This is a genomic window from Prevotella multiformis (assembly GCF_018127985.1).
Lineage (GTDB): Bacteria > Bacteroidota > Bacteroidia > Bacteroidales > Bacteroidaceae > Prevotella > Prevotella multiformis.
Map to the genome: position 1 here is coordinate 1,284,493 of NZ_CP072357.1, position 22,770 is coordinate 1,307,262.

16 protein-coding genes are annotated in these 22,770 nt (G+C 52.0%); 15 read left to right on the forward strand and 1 reads right to left on the reverse strand.

Annotated elements, in window-relative coordinates; genetic code table 11:
* Position 1 precedes the first annotated feature (1 nt).
* The 3 genes from dtd to deoC all read left to right on the forward strand — a co-directional run bounded on the left by dtd (position 2) and on the right by deoC (position 2,046).
* A complete protein-coding gene (gene dtd / locus J4864_RS05155; protein WP_211813963.1) occupies positions 2-454 on the forward strand; it encodes a D-aminoacyl-tRNA deacylase in 453 nt (150 codons plus the stop codon).
* A gap of 126 nt (positions 455-580) precedes the next feature.
* Positions 581-904, forward strand: coding sequence for a nucleotide pyrophosphohydrolase (locus J4864_RS05160; protein WP_211813964.1), 324 nt, complete (start codon positions 581-583; stop codon positions 902-904).
* Positions 905-1,098: 194 nt separating this feature from the next.
* Positions 1,099-2,046 (forward strand): deoxyribose-phosphate aldolase, encoded by a 948-nt coding sequence (gene deoC / locus J4864_RS05165; protein WP_211813965.1) that lies wholly within the window; start codon positions 1,099-1,101, stop codon positions 2,044-2,046.
* Between the two features lie 872 nt (positions 2,047-2,918).
* On the opposite strand, the gene J4864_RS05170 is transcribed toward deoC, so the two are convergent.
* Positions 2,919-3,899, reverse strand: a complete 981-nt coding sequence (locus J4864_RS05170; protein WP_211814623.1) for a polyprenyl synthetase family protein — start codon at positions 3,897-3,899, stop codon at positions 2,919-2,921.
* Between the two features lie 93 nt (positions 3,900-3,992).
* Here J4864_RS05170 and polA point away from each other — a divergent pair, with 93 nt between their 5' ends.
* From polA to ychF, 12 genes are all read left to right on the forward strand, one after another.
* A complete protein-coding gene (gene polA / locus J4864_RS05175) occupies positions 3,993-6,755 on the forward strand; it encodes a DNA polymerase I (protein WP_211813966.1) in 2,763 nt (920 codons plus the stop codon).
* A 1,009-nt stretch (positions 6,756-7,764) separates the two neighbouring features.
* Positions 7,765-10,686 carry a leucine--tRNA ligase gene (locus J4864_RS05180; protein WP_211813967.1) on the forward strand — a complete coding sequence of 974 codons (2,922 nt, stop codon included), beginning with the start codon at positions 7,765-7,767 and terminating at the stop codon, positions 10,684-10,686.
* Positions 10,687-10,781: 95 nt separating this feature from the next.
* Positions 10,782-11,768, forward strand: a complete 987-nt coding sequence (locus tag J4864_RS05185) for a YitT family protein (RefSeq protein WP_211813968.1) — start codon at positions 10,782-10,784, stop codon at positions 11,766-11,768.
* Between the two features lie 170 nt (positions 11,769-11,938).
* Positions 11,939-12,523 (forward strand): non-canonical purine NTP diphosphatase, encoded by a 585-nt coding sequence (locus J4864_RS05190; RefSeq protein WP_211813969.1) that lies wholly within the window; start codon positions 11,939-11,941, stop codon positions 12,521-12,523.
* A 95-nt stretch (positions 12,524-12,618) separates the two neighbouring features.
* Complete coding sequence (locus J4864_RS05195) at positions 12,619-13,506, forward strand: glycosyltransferase family 2 protein (protein ID WP_211813970.1); 888 nt, start codon at positions 12,619-12,621, stop codon at positions 13,504-13,506.
* Positions 13,503-15,527 (forward strand): type IX secretion system anionic LPS delivery protein PorZ, encoded by a 2,025-nt coding sequence (porZ, locus tag J4864_RS05200; protein ID WP_211813971.1) that lies wholly within the window; start codon positions 13,503-13,505, stop codon positions 15,525-15,527. Before J4864_RS05195 ends, porZ begins: the two co-directional genes overlap by 4 nt.
* Positions 15,528-15,535: 8 nt before the next feature.
* On the forward strand, positions 15,536-16,930 hold the full coding sequence (locus tag J4864_RS05205; RefSeq protein ID WP_211813972.1) for a hypothetical protein: 1,395 nt from the start codon (positions 15,536-15,538) through the stop codon (positions 16,928-16,930).
* Positions 16,927-17,994, forward strand: a complete 1,068-nt coding sequence (locus J4864_RS05210; RefSeq protein ID WP_211813973.1) for an acyltransferase family protein — start codon at positions 16,927-16,929, stop codon at positions 17,992-17,994. The genes J4864_RS05205 and J4864_RS05210 overlap by 4 nt, the downstream gene beginning before the upstream one ends.
* 791 nt (positions 17,995-18,785) lie before the next feature.
* On the forward strand, positions 18,786-19,022 hold the full coding sequence (locus tag J4864_RS05215; protein WP_007367715.1) for an acyl carrier protein: 237 nt from the start codon (positions 18,786-18,788) through the stop codon (positions 19,020-19,022).
* 89 nt (positions 19,023-19,111) lie between these two features.
* Positions 19,112-20,374: a beta-ketoacyl-ACP synthase II gene (gene fabF, locus J4864_RS05220; protein ID WP_007367716.1), complete on the forward strand. Its 1,263-nt coding sequence runs from the start codon at positions 19,112-19,114 to the stop codon at positions 20,372-20,374.
* Positions 20,364-21,434: a ribonuclease III gene (gene rnc / locus J4864_RS05225; RefSeq protein ID WP_211813974.1), complete on the forward strand. Its 1,071-nt coding sequence runs from the start codon at positions 20,364-20,366 to the stop codon at positions 21,432-21,434. Before fabF ends, rnc begins: the two co-directional genes overlap by 11 nt.
* Before the next feature lie 210 nt (positions 21,435-21,644).
* Positions 21,645-22,748 (forward strand): redox-regulated ATPase YchF, encoded by a 1,104-nt coding sequence (gene ychF / locus J4864_RS05230; RefSeq protein WP_211813975.1) that lies wholly within the window; start codon positions 21,645-21,647, stop codon positions 22,746-22,748.
* Positions 22,749-22,770 lie beyond the last annotated feature (22 nt).

The following is a 22,770-nucleotide window of genomic DNA, read 5'->3' on the forward strand; positions in this document are numbered from 1 at the left end:
TATGAGAATCGTGATACAACGCGTGGGCCATGCCTCCGTCACCATTGAAGGACAGGTGAGGTCGGCTATTGGCAAAGGATACCTCATCCTTCTCGGAATAGCCGAAGAGGACACCGAAGACGACATCAGATGGCTTGTCAACAAGATTACAGGACTGCGTATCTTCGATGACGAGGAGGGTATGATGAACAGAAGCATCATGGACGTAGGCGGCGAAATACTTGTCGTCTCACAGTTTACGCTCATGGCGAGTTACAAGAAAGGCAACCGTCCAAGCTGGATCCATGCGGCCCGTCACGAGCTATCCATCCCCCTCTACCACCGCTTCTGCGACGCTCTGAGCGAGGCCTTGGGGAAACCCGTCAGCACAGGAGAGTTCGGTGCAGACATGCAGGTAGAACTGCTGAATGACGGTCCCGTCACCCTCTGCATGGACACAAAGAACAAGGAGTAAAGGCCTATCATCATCCAGTATCACCGCCCATCATCCACCGATCATCGCCTATCACCGCCCACCAGCACCTACCAGCGCCCATGCCCCCTATCACCGCCTATCACCGCCTAAAAAGAAAAGAGAACTATGACAATCAAAGATGCCCAGCAAGCCGTAGACAAATGGATCAAAGACTACGGCGTGCGTTATTTCAGCGAGCTGACCAACATGGCCTGCCTTACCGAGGAAGTGGGCGAACTGGCACGTGTCATCGCCCGCACCTACGGCGAACAGAGCTTCAAAACCGGTGAAAACGCCGATTTAGGAGAAGAGATGGCAGATGTCTTATGGGTGCTGCTCTGTCTTGCCAACCAGACAGGCATCGACCTGACAGAAGAACTAAAGAAGAGTTTTGACAAGAAGACGAAACGGGACAAGAACAGACACAAAGACAATCCGAAATTGAGATAAAGGCTATTTAGATCTGCAAAATAGACTATAATACAATTTTCTCTTCGTAAAAAGGAGGAAAAGAGACCAACAGGGAAGCACGGGAAAACGCCGGTAAACGGCTACAAACACTGAGGAACCATGAAGCAGCTGAACTTCATCCCTCACCTTCCACACAGAAAATGATACAGCTAAATTTATAATTAAAACCAGACATGGGAAAGATTAAAGACACAGTAACAAAAGACATCCAGGCACAAAAAGCCGATGGAATCGTAGAAAAAAGCCAGTATGACCAGGCCTTGGCGCAGTACGACCTCAACATCACCGATGAGGAAGTAAAGGCCGCAGTAACCAAAATCATTGCAGAGAAAGTTTCAGAGAACGACAACCTCGACGTAAAGAAATTCCTCTTGGGCAGCGTCGAACTGACGACCCTCAGCACGACAGACACCGAAGAGAAAGTACTCGCAATGATCGAGAAGGTAAACAGATTCGACAGCGAATACCCCGACCTCCCGCACGTTGCAGCCGTCTGTGCCTACCCCTGCTTCACCAAGCTGATGGCCGACAGCCTCGAGGTCGACGGTGTCGAAATCACCAATGTAACCGGCAACTTCCCCTCTTCGCAGACCTTCTTGGAGGTAAAGACCATCGAGACGGCACTGGCCATCAAGGACGGAGCGACCAACATCGACATCGTCATGCCTGTCGGCAAATTCCTGTCAGGCGACTATGAAGGTGTCTGCGATACCATCAGCGAGATCAAACAGACCTGCGGCGACGTGCCCATGAAGGTGATCCTCGAGACAGGCGACCTCCGTAATGCCCGTGACATCAAGACCGCTTCCCTTCTCGCCATGTACGCCGGCGCCGACTATCTGAAGACAAGTACGGGAAAAGAGAAGGTCAGTGCGACCCCCGAGTCTGTCTACATCCTCTGCCAGGCCATCAAGGAATACTACGACAAGACAGGCATTCAGATCGGTCTGAAACCAGCCGGCGGAATCAATACCGTGATGGATGCCGTCATCTACTACACCATCGTCAAAGAGGTGCTCGGCGAAAAATGGCTCACCAACTACTGGTTCCGGATGGGCACCAGCCGTCTTACAAACCTCCTGCTGAGCGAGATTACAGGCACTGAGACCAAGTTCTTCTAAACCTCATTATCCTCAAACACAGCATTCCGTTCAACAGCCAGCACATATTGTGCATGGCAAGATCAACCCGACAGGGGCACACGGCTTCGTGTGCCCCTGAATTATATCTGCCAATAGAAATAAAATGAATACGTACTTGAAAAGAAATCAAACTACCTAATTAAAGAACAAATAAAATAATCTATAATTACTATATATATAGACTATACAACAAATTTGCAGCTTACACAACTGATCGGACATCCCTCTCCAAAGTACGTCCCAACACCTATAAGACATAGCCCAAAACACACTTCCCGCTGCAGACCACCTATTATCGACCTATCCACTGCCGATACTTACGATTCCGAAAAATCCTTACACAAAGTATCGTCAGAATCCCCTGGAAACAAGATGAAGCCCCAAAAAACATCATGATCAACAATCTACAAATCAACAAGTTACGACATGCGGTAACAAGAGAGGCTTAGTCAGACCTCAATTAAGCCTTACTTAGCCATCAACAAAGCACCTATTGAGAGGCAATTAAGGCTTGAATGAACAGCAATCAGGCACCGGCAGGACTTGGAAGATAAAATATTACGACAAAACAAACCGCTTATGCACGTCTATTCCACTCCTTTGAAAGAAGACAATAAGTTATAAGAGAACAGGCTTCCAAGTTTCGTAAACAGGATTGCACTGTATCCTGCCGCTCCTGAATACTGCCCGGAACGGGAAGAATCAGGAAACACACAACCGCCTGAAAAAATAAAAAAAACTTCATGGCAAGGGAAAATCACCATGAAGATAGCCCGACCCTACCGTTACAGATACCGACAGGAAAACCGGAAAAATAGAAAAAAGACTTCAATCAGCACACCGGCCGGCAGTCATTTCTCCCTCTTAATTACATAATCAAGATAAGACCGGAGCGAAGTACGGATGCTTTCATCCTTCACGTATCTGTCAAGGAAAGTCTGTGCTTCAGCATGGAAATCCCACATACGGCGTTCTGCATATTCTATTCCACCACTCTCCTTGGCAAAAGCAACCAGCCTGCCGATTTCCTCACGTGTCACATCGTGCGCCTTTACCTTATTCGCCAAAGCGAGCATCTCATCATTTTTTGCCGAATTCAACGCATAAATAACAGGAAGCGTGAGCTTTCCCTCTGCCAGGTCATTCCCTGTAGGCTTGCCGATATTCGTTTCAGAGTCATAATAGTCGAAGATGTCATCGCGGATCTGGAACACAATTCCGAGATTCTTTCCGAAACATCTTGCCGCATCGACTTCCTCTTCAGAGGCACCGGCAGACACCGCCCCGATTGCAGCACACGCTTCAAAAAGTGCGGCGGTCTTGCGTTCGATTATCCTGTAATAAGCTTCTTCCGTGATATCCTTACGCTGGATATTCGATAGTTGCAGAATCTCTCCATCACTCAATGTCTGCCCCAGCCCCGCCAATCTGCGGACAATAGCCTCAGAATGTGTGTGACTAACATACAGCAAGGCCGTAGAGAGCACGTAATCACCCACCAGAACGGCAACCTTGTTGTCGTAGTCGGCATTGACACTCGCCTGCCCTCTCCGCTCAGCAGACTCATCAACGACATCATCGTGAACAAGTGAAGCCGTATGCAAAAGCTCCAGTCCCACAGCAGCGTGCAGTGTTGCTTCAGAAACCTTACCAAAGTTCTTTGCTATCAGGAGGATAAGGATGGGGCGCATCCGTTTGCCGGCCCGCTGTCGGATATGGTTCAAAACCGTCTGCAACAAACCGTCTTCGTGGTCGAGAGCATGATTAAAAAGGTCGATGAAATCGCCCAGTTCTGCCTCTATAGGCCGTTTTATTAGAGAAAGGGTATCCATTATAGACTTGAAATTTGATACAAAATTACGCATTTTGTCGGAGATTATGGAAGAAAATTAGTAATTTTACAGCTAAAATAAGCAGAATCCATTATGGCAAAACTCTTCCTTCTCGATGCATATGCGCTCATCTACCGTTCGTACTATGCCTTCCTCAAAAGCCCCCGCATCAATTCCAAAGGACTGAACACATCAGCCGTCATGGGCTTTTGCAACACATTGAACGAAGTGCTGACCAAAGAGAAACCTACCCACATCGGCGTAGCTTTCGACCATGGAAAGACCTTCCGCCACGAAGCGTTCCCGGACTACAAAGCACAACGCGAGGAGACGCCGGAAGACATCAGACAGTCAGTTCCCATCATCAAGCAGATTCTCGAAGCCATGCACATCCCTATCCTGCAGGCAGACGGTTTCGAGGCAGACGATGTCATCGGCACGGTAGCCACCCGGTTCGGTGCCGATGGAATCGATACTTTTATGCTTACTCCCGACAAAGACTACGGCCAGCTGATCAGGCCCAATGTCCATATGTACCGCCCCCGGCATGGCGGCGGCTACGAGACGCTCGGTGAAAAGGAGGTGGAAGCGAAATACGGCATATCCACTCCCGCTCAGGTAATCGACCTCCTCGCACTGATGGGCGACTCGGCAGACAATTTCCCGGGCTGTCCCGGTGTCGGAGAGAAAACAGCCGCTAAACTGATCAATCAGTTCGGTTCCATCGACAATATGCTCCAACATACGGATGAGATCAAAGGGAAACTGAGAGAGAAAGTAGAACATGCCAAGGACGACATCAGAATGTCGAAATACCTCGCTACGATCCGCACGGATGTCCCGATAAAAATTGAACTGGAGGAACTCAAAGTCGAGAAGGCAGACGAGAACAGATTGCGGGAACTGTTTGAGGAATTAGAATTCAAGACGCTCATCAACAAGTTTCTTAACAAAAGTGAAGCAAAGCAAAAAAACACAGAAAAACAGTTGGATCTCTTTACGGAAAATACGTCCGGCAGGGCAGAAACACCGGAAAAAGCGAATTACAAGACACTTAAAACGACACCGCACGAATACAAACTCATTGGTAATGAGGAGGAAATGCAACGGATATGTGACTTTTTCATGACAAAAGGTTTTGTCAGTTTAGACACAGAGACCACTTCTACAGATGCGATCAGCGCAGAACTGGTGGGTCTGAGCTTCTCCGTAGAAGAGAACAGGGCATTTTATGTCGCCATCCCCGCCGACCGTCAGGAAGCCACAAGAATCGTCGGAATCTTCAAACCGCTATATGAGAACGAACAGATATTGAAGATCGGACAGAACATCAAGTACGACTACGAAGTACTGAGCCACTATGGCGTAACCTTACAGGGAAAGATGTTCGACACGATGATCGCCCACTACCTCATCCAGCCGGAACTCCATCACAACATGGATTATATGGCAGAAACGCTGCTCGGCTACCGGACCATCCACATCGAGGAACTTCTCGGTCCTAAAGGCAAGAAACAGAGGAATATGCGCGACCTCTCCCCTACCGACATCTATGAATATGCAGCAGAGGATGCCGACATCACCCTGCGCCTGAAGCACGTACTGGAACCGCATCTGAAAGAACTGGGCTTGGAAGAACTCTTCTGGAACATCGAGATGCCGCTCGTCCGGGTACTTGCCGACATGGAACTGAACGGTGTCTGCCTGGATACGGAAGCCCTGCAGGAAACGTCAAGAATATTCACCGACCGCATGAAGCAGTATGAACAGGAAATATACAAGGAAGCCGGTGAGACATTCAACATCGGAAGTCCGAAACAAGTAGGCGACATCCTCTTCGGCAAGCTGCAGATCATGGACAAACCCAAGAAGACCAAAACAGGACAATACGTCACAAGCGAAGAAGTCCTGCAAAGCCTTGAAGCCAAGCATCCTGTCGCACGTAACATCCTTAACTACAGAGGGATGAAAAAGCTGCTCAGCACCTATATCGATGCGCTCCCGAAGCTGATCAACCCACGCACAGGGCATATTCACACGTCGTTCAATCAGGCGCAGACTGCAACCGGCCGTCTCTCCTCCAGCGACCCTAACCTGCAGAACATCCCTGTACGCACCGATGACGGCAAGGAGATACGCAAGTGCTTCATACCGGAAGACGGCTGTCTGTTCTTTTCAGCAGACTACAGTCAGATAGAGCTGCGCATCATGGCACATCTGTCAGGCGACGAGAACATGATGGAGGCATTCCGCGAAGGACACGACATCCACCGTGCAACAGCGGCGAAGATATGGCACGAAGACATCGACAAGGTGACGGATGCCCAGCGGAAAAAGGCCAAACAGGCCAATTTCGGCATCATATACGGCATTACAACCTTTGGCCTTGCACAGCGCATGGGCATCCCGAACAGCGAGGCGAGAGAGCTGATACAGGACTATTTCCACACTTTCCCGAAGGTGAAAGCCTACATGGAACAGGCGAAAGAGACGGCAAGAGCCAAAGGATATGCCGAGACACTTTTCCATCGCCGACGTTACCTGCCCGACATCAACAGCCGCAACGCCACCGTACGCGGCTTCGCAGAGCGCAATGCCATCAATGCGCCGATACAGGGGACAGAGGCCGACATCATCAAAGTGGCGATGGTTCGCATCTGGAAACGGTTCAAGGAGGAAGGCATCCGCTCGAAAATGATTCTGCAGGTACACGACGAGCTTAACTTCTCGGTCTACCCGGAAGAGCGGGAACAGGTGGAACGGATTGTCATCGAGGAAATGCAGAACGCCTGCCAACTGAACGTTCCGCTGACAGCCGATGCCGGATGGGGCAGCAACTGGCTGGAGGCACATTAAACTGCTTACAGCATCGGAAAAGCCTCCATCAAAGCTTCGGAAAAGACCGAACCGACGAAGCCCTGAGGCCTTTGCAATGAACATGAAAAGAATGGGAGGAATCTCATTTATAAGCTACAACAAAACTATTTATAGACTATAAATAGAAAATAAATATCAGAAATCCGGCTGCCTCATCGCAAAAGAAAGGGCAGAATCCTGTAACGGAAACAGGTTGTTATTTTCAAAGACACCGGCTCTTTCAAGCCCTCGAATCCCTTCGCCTTCCGATAAGGCATCCGCTATTCGGACAGACGAAGGGAGTATCTTTCCAACCTTAATTCCGCCAACAAAGACGGCAGAAAGTATTGCTATCCGGTAAACATTTACTGTACAGATCTGACACCCGCCTCCTGTCTGCCGGTATCATGTTGACAAGAACGGACCGGGCCACCGTCTCCCGCCGGCGTGCCGATGCCTGTCACCAATGGTGCCGGCGGTGAACACCAACCGTGTCGGGCGTTCGCACGCATACAATATGCCGTCGGAATGAGAGCGACCTGTCGTGAAAGAAGCGTTTTTCTACCAAAGGCCGGACGAAGCCGACAGACGAAATAGAAGGCTGCCATTTCCCAAAACAATGACGAATGGCCTGTTAAATGGAATTTACGCATGGAGAGCTATGACGGCTAAGGTTTACCGGACAGCAGTCATAGAAACATATCTCGTACCATGACTATCCGCTGTCCCCCACTACGCAGACAGCAGGGAGGCATCCTGTAAAGGATCGGTACGAAGTCTGCAACAGGCGACGAAATAATCTAACGAATATAATAAAATAATCTATTTTACAAAACACCCACTGTTGTTCCTACATCATTCCCATGAATGATCAGGCAGACTTCATCTCGGAATGCCACCGGCAGCCTCCCGCTTTCTGCCTTGTTCCCAGTTTATAAATCCAACAGAAACGAAGCGGTTTACGGAAACTTTTTGTAAATTTGCACATTAGATATAATTAAAAAAGAGAATGGAATACAACTTCAGAGACATCGAGAAGAAATGGCAGCGGAAGTGGGTCGAGGACAAGACCTACAAAGTTGTTGAAGACGAGAATAAGCATAAGTTCTACGTGCTCAACATGTTCCCCTACCCTTCGGGAGCAGGACTGCACGTCGGACACCCGCTGGGGTACATTGCAAGCGACATCTATGCCCGCTACAAGCGGCTCAAAGGCTTCAACGTCCTGAACCCTATGGGGTATGATGCCTATGGGCTGCCGGCCGAGCAGTATGCCATCCAGACGGGGCAGCACCCTGAAGTTACGACCCAGAAAAACATCGCCCGATACCGGGAGCAGCTGGACAAGATCGGCTTCTCGTTCGACTGGGACCGAGAGGTACGGACGTGCGATCCGCATTATTACCACTGGACGCAGTGGGCATTCGAGCGGATGTTCAATTCCTATTATGACTATACACGGCAGAAAGCACTGCCCATCACAGAACTGATCCGCCACTTCGAGGAAGAAGGGACACTCGAACTCCACGCAGCACAGAGCGAAGAACTGATGTTCTCGGCCAACGACTGGAAGAGCATGGACGAGCAGGAGCAACAGAAGACGCTGATGAACTACCGCATCGCCTATCTGGGCGAGACGATGGTGAACTGGTGTCCGGGGCTCGGCACAGTGCTGGCCAACGACGAGGTGGTCAATGGCGTGAGCGAGCGCGGGGGCTACCCTGTCGTACAGAAGCTGATGAAGCAGTGGTGTCTCCGTGTATCGGCCTATGCGCAGCGGCTGCTGGACGGACTGGAAGAGATCGACTGGTCCGCCTCCATCAAGGAGACACAGAAGAACTGGATAGGACGCTCTGAAGGAACGGAGGTGGAGTTCAAGAGCCTCACCCCCAGACACGCCTCTCAAGGCAATGGAGACGATATGCGGGAAGGGCATTTCACCATCTTCACAACCCGTGCAGACACCATGTTCGGCGTTTCCTTCATGGTGCTTGCACCGGAATCGGAGCTGGTCAGCGAACTGACGTCAGACGAACAGAAAGCCGAAGTGGAACAGTATCTGGCCTATGTGAAGAAGCGCACGGAACTGGAACGTATGTCCGACCGCAAGGTGACAGGCGTCTTCTCCGGTTCTTACGCCATCAACCCGTTCACCGGCGAGCAGATTCCCATCTGGATTTCAGAGTATGTCCTGGCAGGCTACGGCACAGGAGCCATCATGGCCGTACCGGCCCACGACAGCCGCGACTATGCCTTTGCCAAGCACTTCGACCTGCCGATCATCCCGCTGATCGAGGGTGCTGATGTATCGGAGGAGAGCTTCGATGCAAAGGAAGGCATCGTGACCAACTCCCCTGCCCCGGGCAAGGAGAGTCTGGACGGCTTCTCACTGAACGGACTGACCGTCAAGGAGGCGATAGCCCGCACGAAGCAGTTCGTCACCGAGAAAGGCATCGGCCGCGTGAAGATTAACTACCGGCTGCGCGATGCCATCTTCTCCCGCCAGCGTTACTGGGGCGAACCGTTCCCCGTCTACTACAAGCAGGGAATGCCCTACATGGTGCCCGAGGAGTGCCTGCCGCTGGAGCTGCCGGAGATTGACAAGTACGAGCCTACGGAGACCGGCGAGCCTCCATTGGGCCGCGCGAAGGTGTGGGCATGGGACGAAGCAGAGCGCAAGGTCGTCGACAAGTCACTGGTTGACGGCAGCACGGTCTTCCCCCTGGAGCTGAACACGATGCCGGGCTTTGCAGGCAGTTCGGCCTATTATCTCCGTTACATGGATCCGCACAATGACGAGGCACTCGTGGGCCGGAAAGCCGATGAATACTGGCAGAATGTCGACCTCTATGTCGGCGGTACGGAGCATGCGACCGGTCACCTGATTTACAGCCGTTTCTGGAACAAGTTCCTCTACGACCTCGGTTGCAGCTGCAAGGAAGAGCCCTACGAGAAGCTGGTCAACCAGGGAATGATTCAGGGACGCTCCAACTTCGTCTACCGTGTCAACTCCGACGACCATTCCAAAGCCCCCGTCTTCGTCAGCCTGGGACAGAAAGACAAGTATGATACCACCCCCATCCACGTCGATGTGAACATCGTCCATGCCGACGTACTGGATATTGCAGCTTTCAAGGCATGGCGTCCGGAGTACCACAACGCCGAATTCATCTTCGAGGACGGCACCCGTTCAGCAGAATCCACCGCCGACCGCCCCAATCCAGCTGCCGTCTACAAATGCGGATGGGCCATCGAGAAGATGTCAAAGTCCATGTTCAACGTCGTCAATCCGGACGACATCGTCGAGCAGTACGGTGCCGACACGCTGCGTCTGTACGAGATGTTCCTCGGTCCGGTAGAGGCAAGCAAGCCCTGGGACACGAACGGCATCGACGGCTGTTTCCGCTTCCTCAAGAAGTTCTGGAAGCTCTACCAGCAGGAACTCGACGACGGAGAGCCGTCAAAGGAGTCGCTCAAGAGCGTCCACAGGCTCATCAAGAAAGTGACCGGCGACATCGAACAGTTCTCTTACAACACGGCCATCTCGGCTTTCATGATCTGCGTGAACGAACTCGGACAGCAGAAGTGCGCCAGCCGTGAACTGCTGAGGAAGATGATCGTCCTCATCGCACCGTTCGCACCCCACATGGCCGAAGAACTGTGGGAGCAGCTGGGCGGCGAGACGAAGAGTGTCTGCGATGCCGCATGGCCGGCGTGGGACGAGGCTTACCTCGTGGAGAACGAGGTGCAGCTTACCGTCTCCTTCAACGGCAAGGCACGCTTCCAGATGACCTTTCCGGCTGATGCCGCACGGGAAGACATCGAGAAGACGGCTCTGGCCGACGAGCGGAGCCGCCACTACATCGACGGCAAGACCATCGTAAAGGTCATCGTCGTGCCGAAGAAGATCGTCAACATCGTCTGCAAATAAGTATTCCCGAGAAACAACGGGCGGGCGTATCAAGGTGACAGGAGACAGACCTGCGCTCCCTCTGATACGCCTCCCATTCCCACAAATGAAGACCTATGACTATTAATCAACAACTCATCCGCTCTGAAGCCAGAGATTATTTCTTTCTGACAATAGGCCTGCTTCTCTATGCAGCAGCCTTCACCGTCTTTCTTATGCCTTACGAAATCGTGACCGGCGGAGTGACGGGTATGTCTGCTGTGATCTACTATGCGACAGGCTTCAAGATCCAGAACACCTATATCATCATCAACGTATCGTTGCTGATCGTCGCTCTGAAGATCCTGGGGTTCAAGTTCCTGATGAAGACCATCTATGCCATCTTCGCCCTTTATTTCATGCTGATTTTCGCACAGGACCTGATGCCCAGGGATGCAAACGGGGACTTTGTGAAGATGCTCGGCGAGGGACAGGACTTCATGTCGCTGATCATCGGCTGCAGCCTTACCGGTACCGGACTGGCCATCGTCTTCCTGAACAACGGCAGCACGGGCGGTACGGACATCATTGCAGCCTGCGTCAACAAGTACCGGGACATCTCCCTCGGACAGGTTCTGATGGGAGTCGATGTCCTCATCGTCGGCAGCTGTCTGTTCTTCCCCCAGTTCGGTGACATCATGGAACGGCTGCACAAGATGGTTTTCGGCTACTGTACGATGTTCATCGAGTGCTTCATGCTGGACCACGTGATGAATATGCGGCGGGAGTCGGTACAGTTCATGATCTTCTCCTGGAAACACGAGGAGATTGCCAAGGCCATCGTCGACGAGACGGAACACGCCCTGACCATCCTCGACGGTCACGGCTGGTACACAGGCAACGACATGAAGGTCATCTGTCTGCTGGCAAAGCGCAACGAGAGCAAGACCATCTTCCGTATCATCAAGATGGTCGACCCGACGGCCTTCGTCAGCCAGAGTTCGGTCATCGGTGTCTATGGCGAAGGCTTCGACCAGATAAAGATCAAGGCGAAGAAGGAGAAGAAAAGACAGGAAAAGAAACTGGCCCAGGCCAGGGAAACCGCTGCCGATGAAAAGAAATAGAAACGCTGGAGAAGCCGTGTCCCAGACAGCGTAGCTACAGGGACATAGGATCCGTGTAACCGCCGGCGGCAAGCCTTTGCGGAAACAGGGGTAATGTGTCCCTGTTGTATAGAACAGGCTCTGTGATGCTCAGGCATGGATTTTTCAGGGCTTAAAAACGTTTCATGAACATGAAAATAGTATTTGCAACAAACAACAGGCACAAACTGGAAGAGATCAAGGAGATTCTTGGAAGAGACTTCGAGATTGTCTCTCTGGCCGAGATCGGCTGTCATGAGGATATTCCCGAGACAGGACTGACACTGCAGGAGAATGCCCGCCAGAAGTCAACCTATGTCGTCGGGCATTACCGGCAGAACTGTTTTGCCGACGACACAGGGCTCGAAGTGGATGCGCTCGGCGGCGAACCCGGTGTCCATTCGGCACGCTATGCCGAGGGAACCGACCACGACAGCGAGGCGAATATGCGTAAACTGCTGTCGAAGATGGCAGGTATGGAAAACCGGACGGCACGTTTCCGCACGGTCATCTCACTGATAATCGACGGGGTGGAACATCAATTCGAAGGGCGTGTTGACGGACGTATTGCAACCGAGAAACACGGCTCGGAAGGATTCGGGTACGACCCCATCTTCATCCCCGAGGGCTATGACAAGAGTTTTGCCGAGCTTGGAGAAGAGGTGAAGAACAAGATTTCCCACCGGGCAAGAGCCGTGAAGAAGCTGGCAGAACACCTGAGAAAGATAAAAGGGTAAAAAAGTAAAAAGGGAAAACAGGCCCTTTGAAAAGGAAAAGGGTAAAAAGTAAAAAGGTAAAAACGCTTCCTTGGAGACGTGACATAGTAGCTGATATGTTGTCAATTCTTCTTCCTGTTTACAACTGCAACTGTGCAGCTCTGGTCACAGAGCTGCAGCGGCAGTGCGTGGAAAGCAGTGCCGACTTTGAAATCATCGTGGCTGACGACGGTTCTTCCGTTGCAAGCTATATAGAGCACAACCTGCGCATTGAAAGGCTGGAAGGGGTACGTTACATCACAAGACGGCAGAACGTCGGGCGTTCAGCGATACGCAATTTCCTCGTTTCTCAGGCCCAAGGAGAGTGGCTGCTCTTCATTGACGGCGATTTGACATTGGACAATCCACACTTTATCCGACGTTATCTACAGACGAGAAACAAGGATGTTGTTGTAGGCGGAATAAGGATTGGCGGCGATCCGGATGTATGGAGAAACAACCTCAGATACCGTTATGAGAAGGCGTATGAGCAGAAGAATACGGTGAAGAACAGACAGCAATATGCCGCGGAACACTTCAGTACGGCCAATTTCTTAGCACATAAAAGTGTTATGAGGAGCCGCTCTTTTGACGAACGTTTCACCCGGTACGGCTATGAAGACGTGCTCTTCGGCAAGTCACTTGCCGAAGCTCACATCCCCATCACACATATTGACAATCCCATAACATTTGATTTCTTCGATTCAAACAGTACGTTTCTGGAGAAGACAGAGGAGTCTCTCCGCACGCTGTATAACTTCCGCGACCAGCTGAAAGACTATTCCCGACTGCTTGATACGGCCGGGCACTTTAGGGCATTACACCTGCAAGGCGTGCTTTCCATGGTTTATTCTCTTGCCGGACAGCCCATAAAGAAGCATCTGCAAGGCAATAATCCGAGCGTTTTCTGGTTTAATGTATATAAACTCCTGTATTATTTACATTACGAAAAGAACACGATATGACCATAAAAAGATATTTCCTATCGCTTATTCTCCTGCTGACAGTTGCCGTATCTGCCGCCGGCAAAGGCATGGGAACGTGGAAGAGCTACCTTTCCTACAGCAACATACAATGGGTAGAACAGGGAGGAAACAAGCTGTATGTGCTTGCTTCCAGCAGCCTTTACTCCTATAACAAAAACGACAAGAGCATCCAGACCTACGACAAGACCAGCGGACTGAGTGATATGGACATCCGTTTCATCGGATGGAACAGGCCGGCACGCCGCCTGGTAATCGTCTATTCCGACTATAACATCGACCTGCTGGACGACAGAGGCAATGTGACGAACGTCCCCGACTACTACCTGAAGATGCTGACGGTAGACAAGACCGTCAACGGCATTGATATGTCAGGTACAGACTGTTACCTGTCCACCGGCTTCGGACTCGTCAGACTGAATGTCGCCAAGGCAGAGGTCACCGACAGCTACAACCTCTCCTTCCCTGTCAATTACAGCTATATTGAAGGCAATTATATCTATGCTGCCAGCCAGAGCAACGGCCTTTACCGCGCCCTGCTGACCGCCAACCTCCTCGACAGGAACAACTGGGTACATACAGGCAGCTATACGGCACGTCCCCATACCATGGATGCCGACCTGCTTGCGCAGGCCAAGACACTGAAACCCGGCGGGCCGAAACGCAACACCTTTATATGGACTGACTTCCATAACAACCGGCTTTACACGACAGGCGGATTCTTCGACCCGATTGCCGACAACTGGGAGAACCCGGGCATCGTGCAGGTACTGCACGGTGATGAGTGGGAAATCTACGAGGACGACTTCCCGAGCCGTACAGGCTATCTCTACCGAGGAACAAAGGCGGTAGCCGTCGACCCGAAGAACAGCGGGCACGTGTATGTAGGGGCGAGAACAGGGCTCTACGAGTTTCAGTCCGGCAGGATGGTCTCCTTCTACAACAGGGACAACAGCATCCTGCAGGCCGCCATGGACAGGGGGAAAGAACTGGACAACAACTATGTTCTGGTCAACGGACTGGCCTATGACAGGGACGGAAACCTGTGGGTACTCAACAGCCAGACAAAGAAAGAAAACCTCATCCGGCTGTCCAGAGACGGGCAGATGACCTCCTTCGGCAAGCCCGAACTGATGAAAGACGGCGTGGGCCTTTCCGGCCTTTCACAGATGCGACAGGACAGCCGGGGGCTGCTGTGGTTCTGCAATGACGACTGGCGCAAGCCGGGACTGTTCTCCTATGATCCGAAGAACGACAGACTCAACGCCTACACCCGCTTCGTCAATGACGACGGAAACAATATAGAACTGACCGCCGTACACTGCTGGGCAGAGGACATGGAAGGGGACATCTGGACCGGGACGACAGCCGGCCCGCTGGTGCTCCGACGCTCGCAGATGAACGACAAGGACGGCTACCGCTTCGTACAGGTCAAGGTGCCGCGCAACGACGGCAGCAATCTTGCCGACTATCTGCTCGCCGGTCTCGACATCACGGCCATGGCCATAGACGGCGGCGGACGCAAGTGGTTCGGCACGAAAGGCAACGGTGCCTACCTCATCAGTGCCGACAACATGACGCAGGTACAGCATTTCCTCACGTCGAACAGCAATCTCCTGTCCAACAACGTGCAGTCCATCTCCATCGACGATGCCACAGGAGAGGTGTTCTTCGCCACAGACAAAGGACTCTGCTCCTATATGGGCGATGCCACGAAGGCAGCCGATTCGCCCGATGACGACAAGGTGTACGCCTACCCCAACCCGGTGAAACCCGGTTATACCGGGCCGATAACCATTGTCGGGCTTACCCTGAATGCAGATGTGAAGATTGTCACTACCAACGGCATTCTGGTCGCCGAAGGCACGAGCAACGGCGGCACTTTCGTCTGGAACGGCAAAGACAAGAACAGTAAACGGGTTGCATCGGGCATCTATATGGTGCTGTCTGCCGGCGAAAACGGCGACAACGGCACTGTCTGCAAGGTTGCTGTCGTGAATTGATGAAAGCTATGAAGGCACGGATAAGGCGCAATCCGATTTTCTGGATACTGCTGACGGCTCCGCTGGCATTGCTGCTGCTGTGCCAGCTCCAGCCCACCTTCGACGACTGGACGTATTACACCGTACCGCAGACAACGCCCCTGACGATCCGGAGTCTGCTGCCCGACGGCAACTACTGGCGGCCTTTCGACGTGCTATTCGGGCATCTGCTCGGGCTTGATTACCGGCTTTTCCCACTCTTGAACCACCTTTTCATCCTGCTGGGACACATCCTCAACACGTTGCTTATCTGCCGGATTCTGCAATGGTTCCAGGTCGGCAGGCTGTCCCGCAACCTGTCTGTCATTTTCTTTTATCTGTCGTCAGGCACGCTGGGAACCGTCCTGGACATCGATTCACTGAACCAGGTCTATTCGCTTCTATGGGGACTTCTTGCCTTATACAGCTACATCAGCCTGTCAGGATGCCGGAGACTTATACTGTGGCTGCTGTGTGCGCTGCTTTCAGTCTTTGCCAAAGAGTCTGGTTACATCTGGTTTGTCTGCCCGCCGTTCCTTGTGTGGAGCGTCGGAAAAGCCAGTTTCAGACACGCAATGAGACAGGCTGCCTGCGGCTGCCTTCCGTTTGTTCTCTATCTTGTCTGCCGTTTCCTGCTGACCGACAGTTTCCATCTTGAGAACAATGTCTATATGGAGTTCACTGCGCAACGGCTGCTGCGCAACATCAGCCTGCTGTTGGGAATGACCCTCTACCCCGTCGATTACGCCAGCCTCATCCACCCCCAGCACCGCCATCTTGCCGTGGTCGTGGTCACAGGACTGCTCCCCTTGCCTTTCCTATGGCTTCTGCTGCGTTCCTACAGGTGGCGGAAACCGCTCACAGTACTGCTTTTATCCTTCTTTGCCGGGGCTTTCGTCAATCTGATGACCGTATTCACATTGATGCACTGCTATGCTGTGCTGCCCTTTGCAGCGATGATGACTGCCCTGCTTTGCGAACAGATCAAGAACAAGCGGGTACTGATCGTCTCGGCATCGCTCTACCTGCTGACCGCAGCCTTTACCCTGTTCCATCACGGCTATGCCGCCTGGCTGTCGGGAAAGACGGGCGAACGGATGGCAAGGAGCTTTGTCAGTCAGTGCAGCCGGCCGGTAAACAAGGTGATGCTGATACATTTAGAGAAAGGAGAAACAAAGTATTCCTCTTTCTGGGTCATTCCTTACGAGGCCTTCGGGTGGGGGTATTCCGTGAGGCAGCAGACAGGTTACCAATGGCCACAGACCATTCTCAACGAGGAAATAACAGATAAAAAGCAGCTGGAGTCCTTACTTCCAAAGGCAGAGAAAGCCGGCTGTGACGGCGTGTGGTACGCAGAAGACGACACAGTAAAACGCATCAGATGAAACAGAAGATAGCCGAAATATCCTTCCTCCATGTGTTTGCCATCCTCCTGGTAGTCATCGGACACTCTTTCTTCCGGACAGAAAGCCGTGTCGTCGACTGGATCTATCAGTTCCACATACCGCTTTTCTTTTTCATATCGGGCTATCTGCTCCACGTCTCCATGCAGGGAAAGACCATCAGCCTCTGCACCTTCCTCCTGCGGAAGGCACGCCGCCTGCTGCTCCCCTACTTTGCATTGAGCACGCTGCTGTTCATTCCGAAAGTTCTTCTTTCCCGGCTCATGGTACGCCCGATACATGCCGGATGGGGCGAATATGCGGCCATGCTCATCTATCCTTACCGCAATGTCAACGGCTCCTATTGGTTCCTGCCTACCCTGTTTCTGCTCTTTGTCTTTGCAGCAGCGCTACTTTCTCTGTCGCAGCGGCTGAAGCCCAGGTCGCCCCGTATTTCCCCCTGTATTCTGCTCTTCCTGCTTGCACTGGCAAATACCAGCCTTCCTTTCTCTCAGGACACACTTTTCAATGCTGCCGGAACACTCCATTATGCCTTCTATTTCGCCTTGGGCTACTTTGTCTCAGACTTTCTCCTGATACGCTTTCTCGACAAAGAGAGAACGGCTCTTCTGCTTTTTCTGCTTACCCTGGCCGCCTCGTTCATCAGTTCAAACACAAGAACAGCTCCCCTGGCAGGCTTATTGTCTGCTTTGAACGGTATTCTCATGTCGGTCTGCCTGGCACGCTTATACACCATACATGGACTTCGTTTTCTCGGTCATCTCTCTCCGGCATCCTATACCATCTATCTCTATCACGGTATCTTCCAGGCCTTGTGCCTCCAGATACTGACCCATTTCTCCCACCTCGATGCTCTCTGTTACCAGTTCCTCGCCATCCTGACGGGCGTCTACGGTCCTTTGATTGTTTACAAAATGCTCTACAAGTTCCGTAACAGCCTGACAGGAAGAATTCTTGCAATCATTTCCGGCATTCACCTCCCTTGGCAGAAGCCGGAGCCTGCCGGCAGGAAAGCAAAGAAGGAAGGAGCAGCCGCCTCTTTCTGAACTGGCGGCCCCGAGAAACGCCGGATGTCCGGTTGTTCCGTTAAATGCGCCGATTGAAAATAAAGGCTTCTGCACTGACGTGTCTTTTCCGTCTTCTACAAACAACTTATTCCCCTATCATCGGTATTTGTAAACTGTTTTCATGCAATACAAAGCAATACATGCCCTTTTAGCTTCTAAAAGATGCCTGATTGGCTTGCAGCAGGTGCCCTTTTAGAGCCTTACCAACGCCCTTTTGGAGTCCAATCAGGCACCTTTTTGAAACGGCTTGGCAACCTGTTGATTTACTGCCGGTTGCGAACTCGCTTTTTTCGCACGTATTTGTATATTTGCAGCTGATTTGTTTGAAACAATGTAAAGACTTTTCAGATCCTTGTCTGTATTTCCAACGTATCAAAATGAAAAGGGCTTTGTATCGGAGGATAATAATAGGATGGACAGCTGACGGTTTTGCCCATGTTTCTGTTGAATGAATCACTTCGGTTCTTCCGTCAAAACTATACGAAAAGCATCCACGCATGGAACGGAAGAACCGCTTTTCACCTCCCTGCACTCCCTTACGGACAGGTGTGCAGAATTATAATTATGGTTTAAACAAGGCGATATAAACATTTGATTTATCGTTAGATAAAGTTACAAAAGGGCAAAAAACCTGCACACATATATACAGTTTGTGCAGTGTCAAGTGCTTTTTTAAGCAAAAAACTTGCACACATCGAAAAAAAACAGTTCCTTTGCAAGCGCATTTTAGAATTTGGAAATCAATATTAAACAAATTAAAACTTACAATTATGTCAGAAATTGAATCAAAGGTAAAGGCTATTATCGTAGACAAACTGGGTGTTGACGAGGCAGAGGTAAAGCCGGAAGCAAGCTTCACAAACGACCTCGGTGCTGACTCTTTGGACACAGTAGAGCTCATCATGGAGTTCGAGAAGGAATTCGGCATCTCCATTCCAGACGACAAGGCAGAGAAGATCTCTACGGTAGGCGACGCTATCTCTTATATTGAGGAGAACGCTAAGTAAGCATCTGCTCAACATAAAAGCACCAAGCAAAGCCAATCCCTTTGCTTGGCTTTTTTTTAGCTTTACTTTTTTAATTTATATTTCAACGCATGGAATTAAAAAGAGTAGTTGTAACAGGTCTGGGTGCCGTTACTCCGTTGGGTAACACTCCCGAGGAGACCTGGCAGAACATGCTGGCAGGCAAGAGCGGTGCAGCTCCTATTAAAAGTTTCGATACGTCCCTGTTCAAGACACAGTTCGCCTGCGAGGTGAAAGACCTGAACATCAATGACTACATTGACCGCAAGGAGGCCCGCAAGCTCGACCGCTATACGCAGCTGGCAATGATCAGCGCCATGCAAGGCGTAAAGGACGCGGGAATCGACCTGGAGACGGCCGACAAGAACCGCATCGGCGTCATCTACGGTGTGGGCATCGGCGGTATCAAGACCTTCGAGGACGAGGTGAGCTACTATGCGACCCATCCGGAGAACGGCCCGAAGTTCAACCCCTTCTTCATCCCGAAGATGATTGCGGACATCGCAGCCGGACAGATCAGCATCCATTTCGGATTCCACGGTCCCAACTATACGACGACATCGGCCTGCGCCTCTTCGAGCAACGCCCTGGCAGCGGCATTCAACCAGATCCGTCTCGGCAAGGCCGACATCATCGTCAGCGGTGGTGCTGAGGCTGCCATCTGCGCCTGCGGCGTAGGGGGCTTCAACGCCATGCACGCCCTGTCCACACGCAACGACGATCCGGAGCACGCTTCCCGCCCGTTCTCTGCAAGCCGCGACGGCTTCGTGATGGGCGAGGGTGCAGGATGCCTGGTCCTCGAGGAACTGGAGCATGCGAAAGCCCGCGGTGCCCGGATCTATGCCGAGATGATCGGTGAAGGCGAGTCGGCTGATGCCTATCACATCACAGCTTCCCACCCGGACGGACTCGGTGCCAAGCTCGTCATGAAGGCGGCGCTCGAGGATGCCGGTCTGAAGCCGGAGGACATCGACTACATCAACGTCCACGGCACGTCCACCCACGTCGGCGACATCTCCGAGGCGAAAGCCATCAAGGAGCTGTTCGGCGAGGCAGCCTACAAGCTGAACATCTCGTCTACCAAGAGCATGACCGGCCACCTTCTCGGTGCGGCAGGTGCCGTAGAGGCCATGGCGTGCGTCCTTTCCGTGAAGAACGACATCGTTCCTCCTACCATCAACCACGAGGAAGATGACAAGGATCCGGAACTGGACTATCAGATGAACTTCACGTTCAACAAGGCCCAGAAGCGCGAGGTACGTGCTGCGCTCAGCAACACCTTCGGTTTCGGCGGCCACAATGCTTGTGTTGTATTCAAGAAGTATGCTGAATAATATTATCGACAGAATAAGGCTCCCTTTCCGCAAGGAAAAGGAGCTTTATCTGTCCTTGTACCAGATTATCGGCATTATCCCACACGATATCACTTATTACAAGACTGCACTCCTGCACAAGAGCGTAGCGCGTCGTAATGCAAAGGGAAAGCCCGTAAACAACGAACGACTTGAATTTCTGGGCGATGCCATCCTCGATGCCATCGTCGGCGACATTGTCTACGAACATTTCCCGGGGAAACGCGAAGGTTTCCTCACCAATACACGGTCGAAGATCGTACAGCGCGATACGCTCAACCGGCTGGCCAAGGAGATGGGGATCAACCAGTTGATTCTCTCCAACGGCCATTCGTCGTCGCATAACAGTTATCTGGGGGGTAATGCCTTTGAGGCGCTGGTCGGCGCACTCTATCTCGACCACGGCTACAATGCCTGCATGCAGTTCATGAAGACCCGGATTCTCGGCGAACTCATCAACATTGACAAGGTGGCTTACAAGGAGGTGAACTTCAAGTCGAAACTCATCGAATGGAGCCAGAAGAACAAGGTGAAGATGGAATTCAAGCTGATTGAGAACCAGAAGGACAAGCAGGGTAGTCCTACCTTCTACTTTCAGGTGCTCATGGAGGGACTGCCATGTGGCGAGGGGCGCGGCTATTCGAAGAAGGAAAGCCAGCAGGAGGCTTCCAAACTGACACTCCAGCGGCTGCGCCGTGAGCCGCAGTTCATCGACGAGGTGTTCTCGGCCAAGGCCAACCGCACGAAGATGGAGGAAGAACCCGTGCTGAATGTGCCGGAAACGACACAGGACATGAATTTCATCGTAGGGTCTGAGACCGAGGTCGAGAAGCATGAGAATCCCTTCCAGGAAGAAGTGTTCGACGAGAAGTCATCGGCCGCTGATGAAGTGAAGACAGACCATCCGGTTGATTCCCGGAGGTCAGAGACAGGAAAGAACTCCGGAGATCACACCTCCCCTGATACTTCTTCTTCAAAGGAGAAAAACCGGGAGGCCATCATTGCGGCTGCCGAGGCGGAAGCCTTTGAAACAGAATTGTAGGCGATGATGGGCGATGATAAGCGATGATAGGGTAGGACCATTACCGCCTATCACCGCTTATCACCGCTTATCACCGCCTACTCCTCACAGCTCATCACCGCCTACAATCGCCTATCCTTCAAAGGTCACCACCGCTTATCCCCGCCTATCATCGCTTATCTCAAATAAATTGTGTACTTTTGCACCAGAGATATAAACGTTTATTTAAGCATGGCATTAAAATGTGGTATTGTAGGACTGCCGAATGTCGGCAAGTCCACGCTTTTCAACTGTCTGAGCAGTGCCAAGGCACAGGCAGCCAACTTCCCTTTCTGTACGATTGAGCCGAACCTCGGTGTCATCACTGTTCCTGACGAGCGGCTGAACAAGCTGGCAGAGATTGTCCATCCGGGACGCATCGTTCCTGCTACCTGCGAGATTGTCGACATAGCAGGACTTGTAAAAGGTGCTTCAAAGGGCGAAGGACTGGGCAACAAGTTCCTTGGCAACATCCGTGAGTGCGATGCCATCATCCATGTCGTCCGCTGCTTCGAGGATGACAACGTGGTACGTGAGGGCGGCATGGCCGTCAATCCGGTTGAGGATAAGGAAATCATAGACACCGAACTGCAGCTCAAGGACCTCGAAACCATCGAGTCGCAGCTCTCGAAACAGCAGAAGGTAGCCGCAGCAGGTAACAAGGATGCCAAGCTGATGGTGTCTGTCCTGGAGGCTTATAAGGAAGTACTGGAGCAGGGGAAGAACGCCCGCAGCGTGGAGTTTGACAGCAAGGAGGAACAGCAGGCCGCCCACGACCTCTTCCTCCTGACGACAAAGCCGGTGCTTTATGTCTGCAACGTCGATGAGGACAGTGCCAAGACCGGCAACGAATACAGCCGGCAGATTGAGCAGATCGCTGCCGAGGAGGGAGCGGAGGCCATGGTCATCGCTGCCAAGACCGAGGAGGACATCGCGTCTCTCGACAGCTACGAGGACAAGAAGATGTTTCTGGAAGAGCTCGGACTGGAGGAGAGCGGCGTGAGCCGGCTCATCAAGAAGGCCTACCACCTGCTGAACCTCCAGACCTTCATCACCGCCGGAGAGATGGAGGTAAAGGCCTGGACCTTCCACAAAGGCTGGAAAGCTCCGCAGTGTGCCGGCGTCATCCACACCGACTTCGAGAAAGGTTTCATCCGTGCGGAGGTCATCAAGTACGACGACTACCTCAGGTATGGTTCAGAGGCTGCCATTCGCGAAGCCGGCAAGCTCGGTATTGAAGGCAAGGATTACGTGGTGCAGGACGGCGACATCATGCACTTCAGGTTCAACGTATAGCGTCTTCCCCTCCATCTCTTCT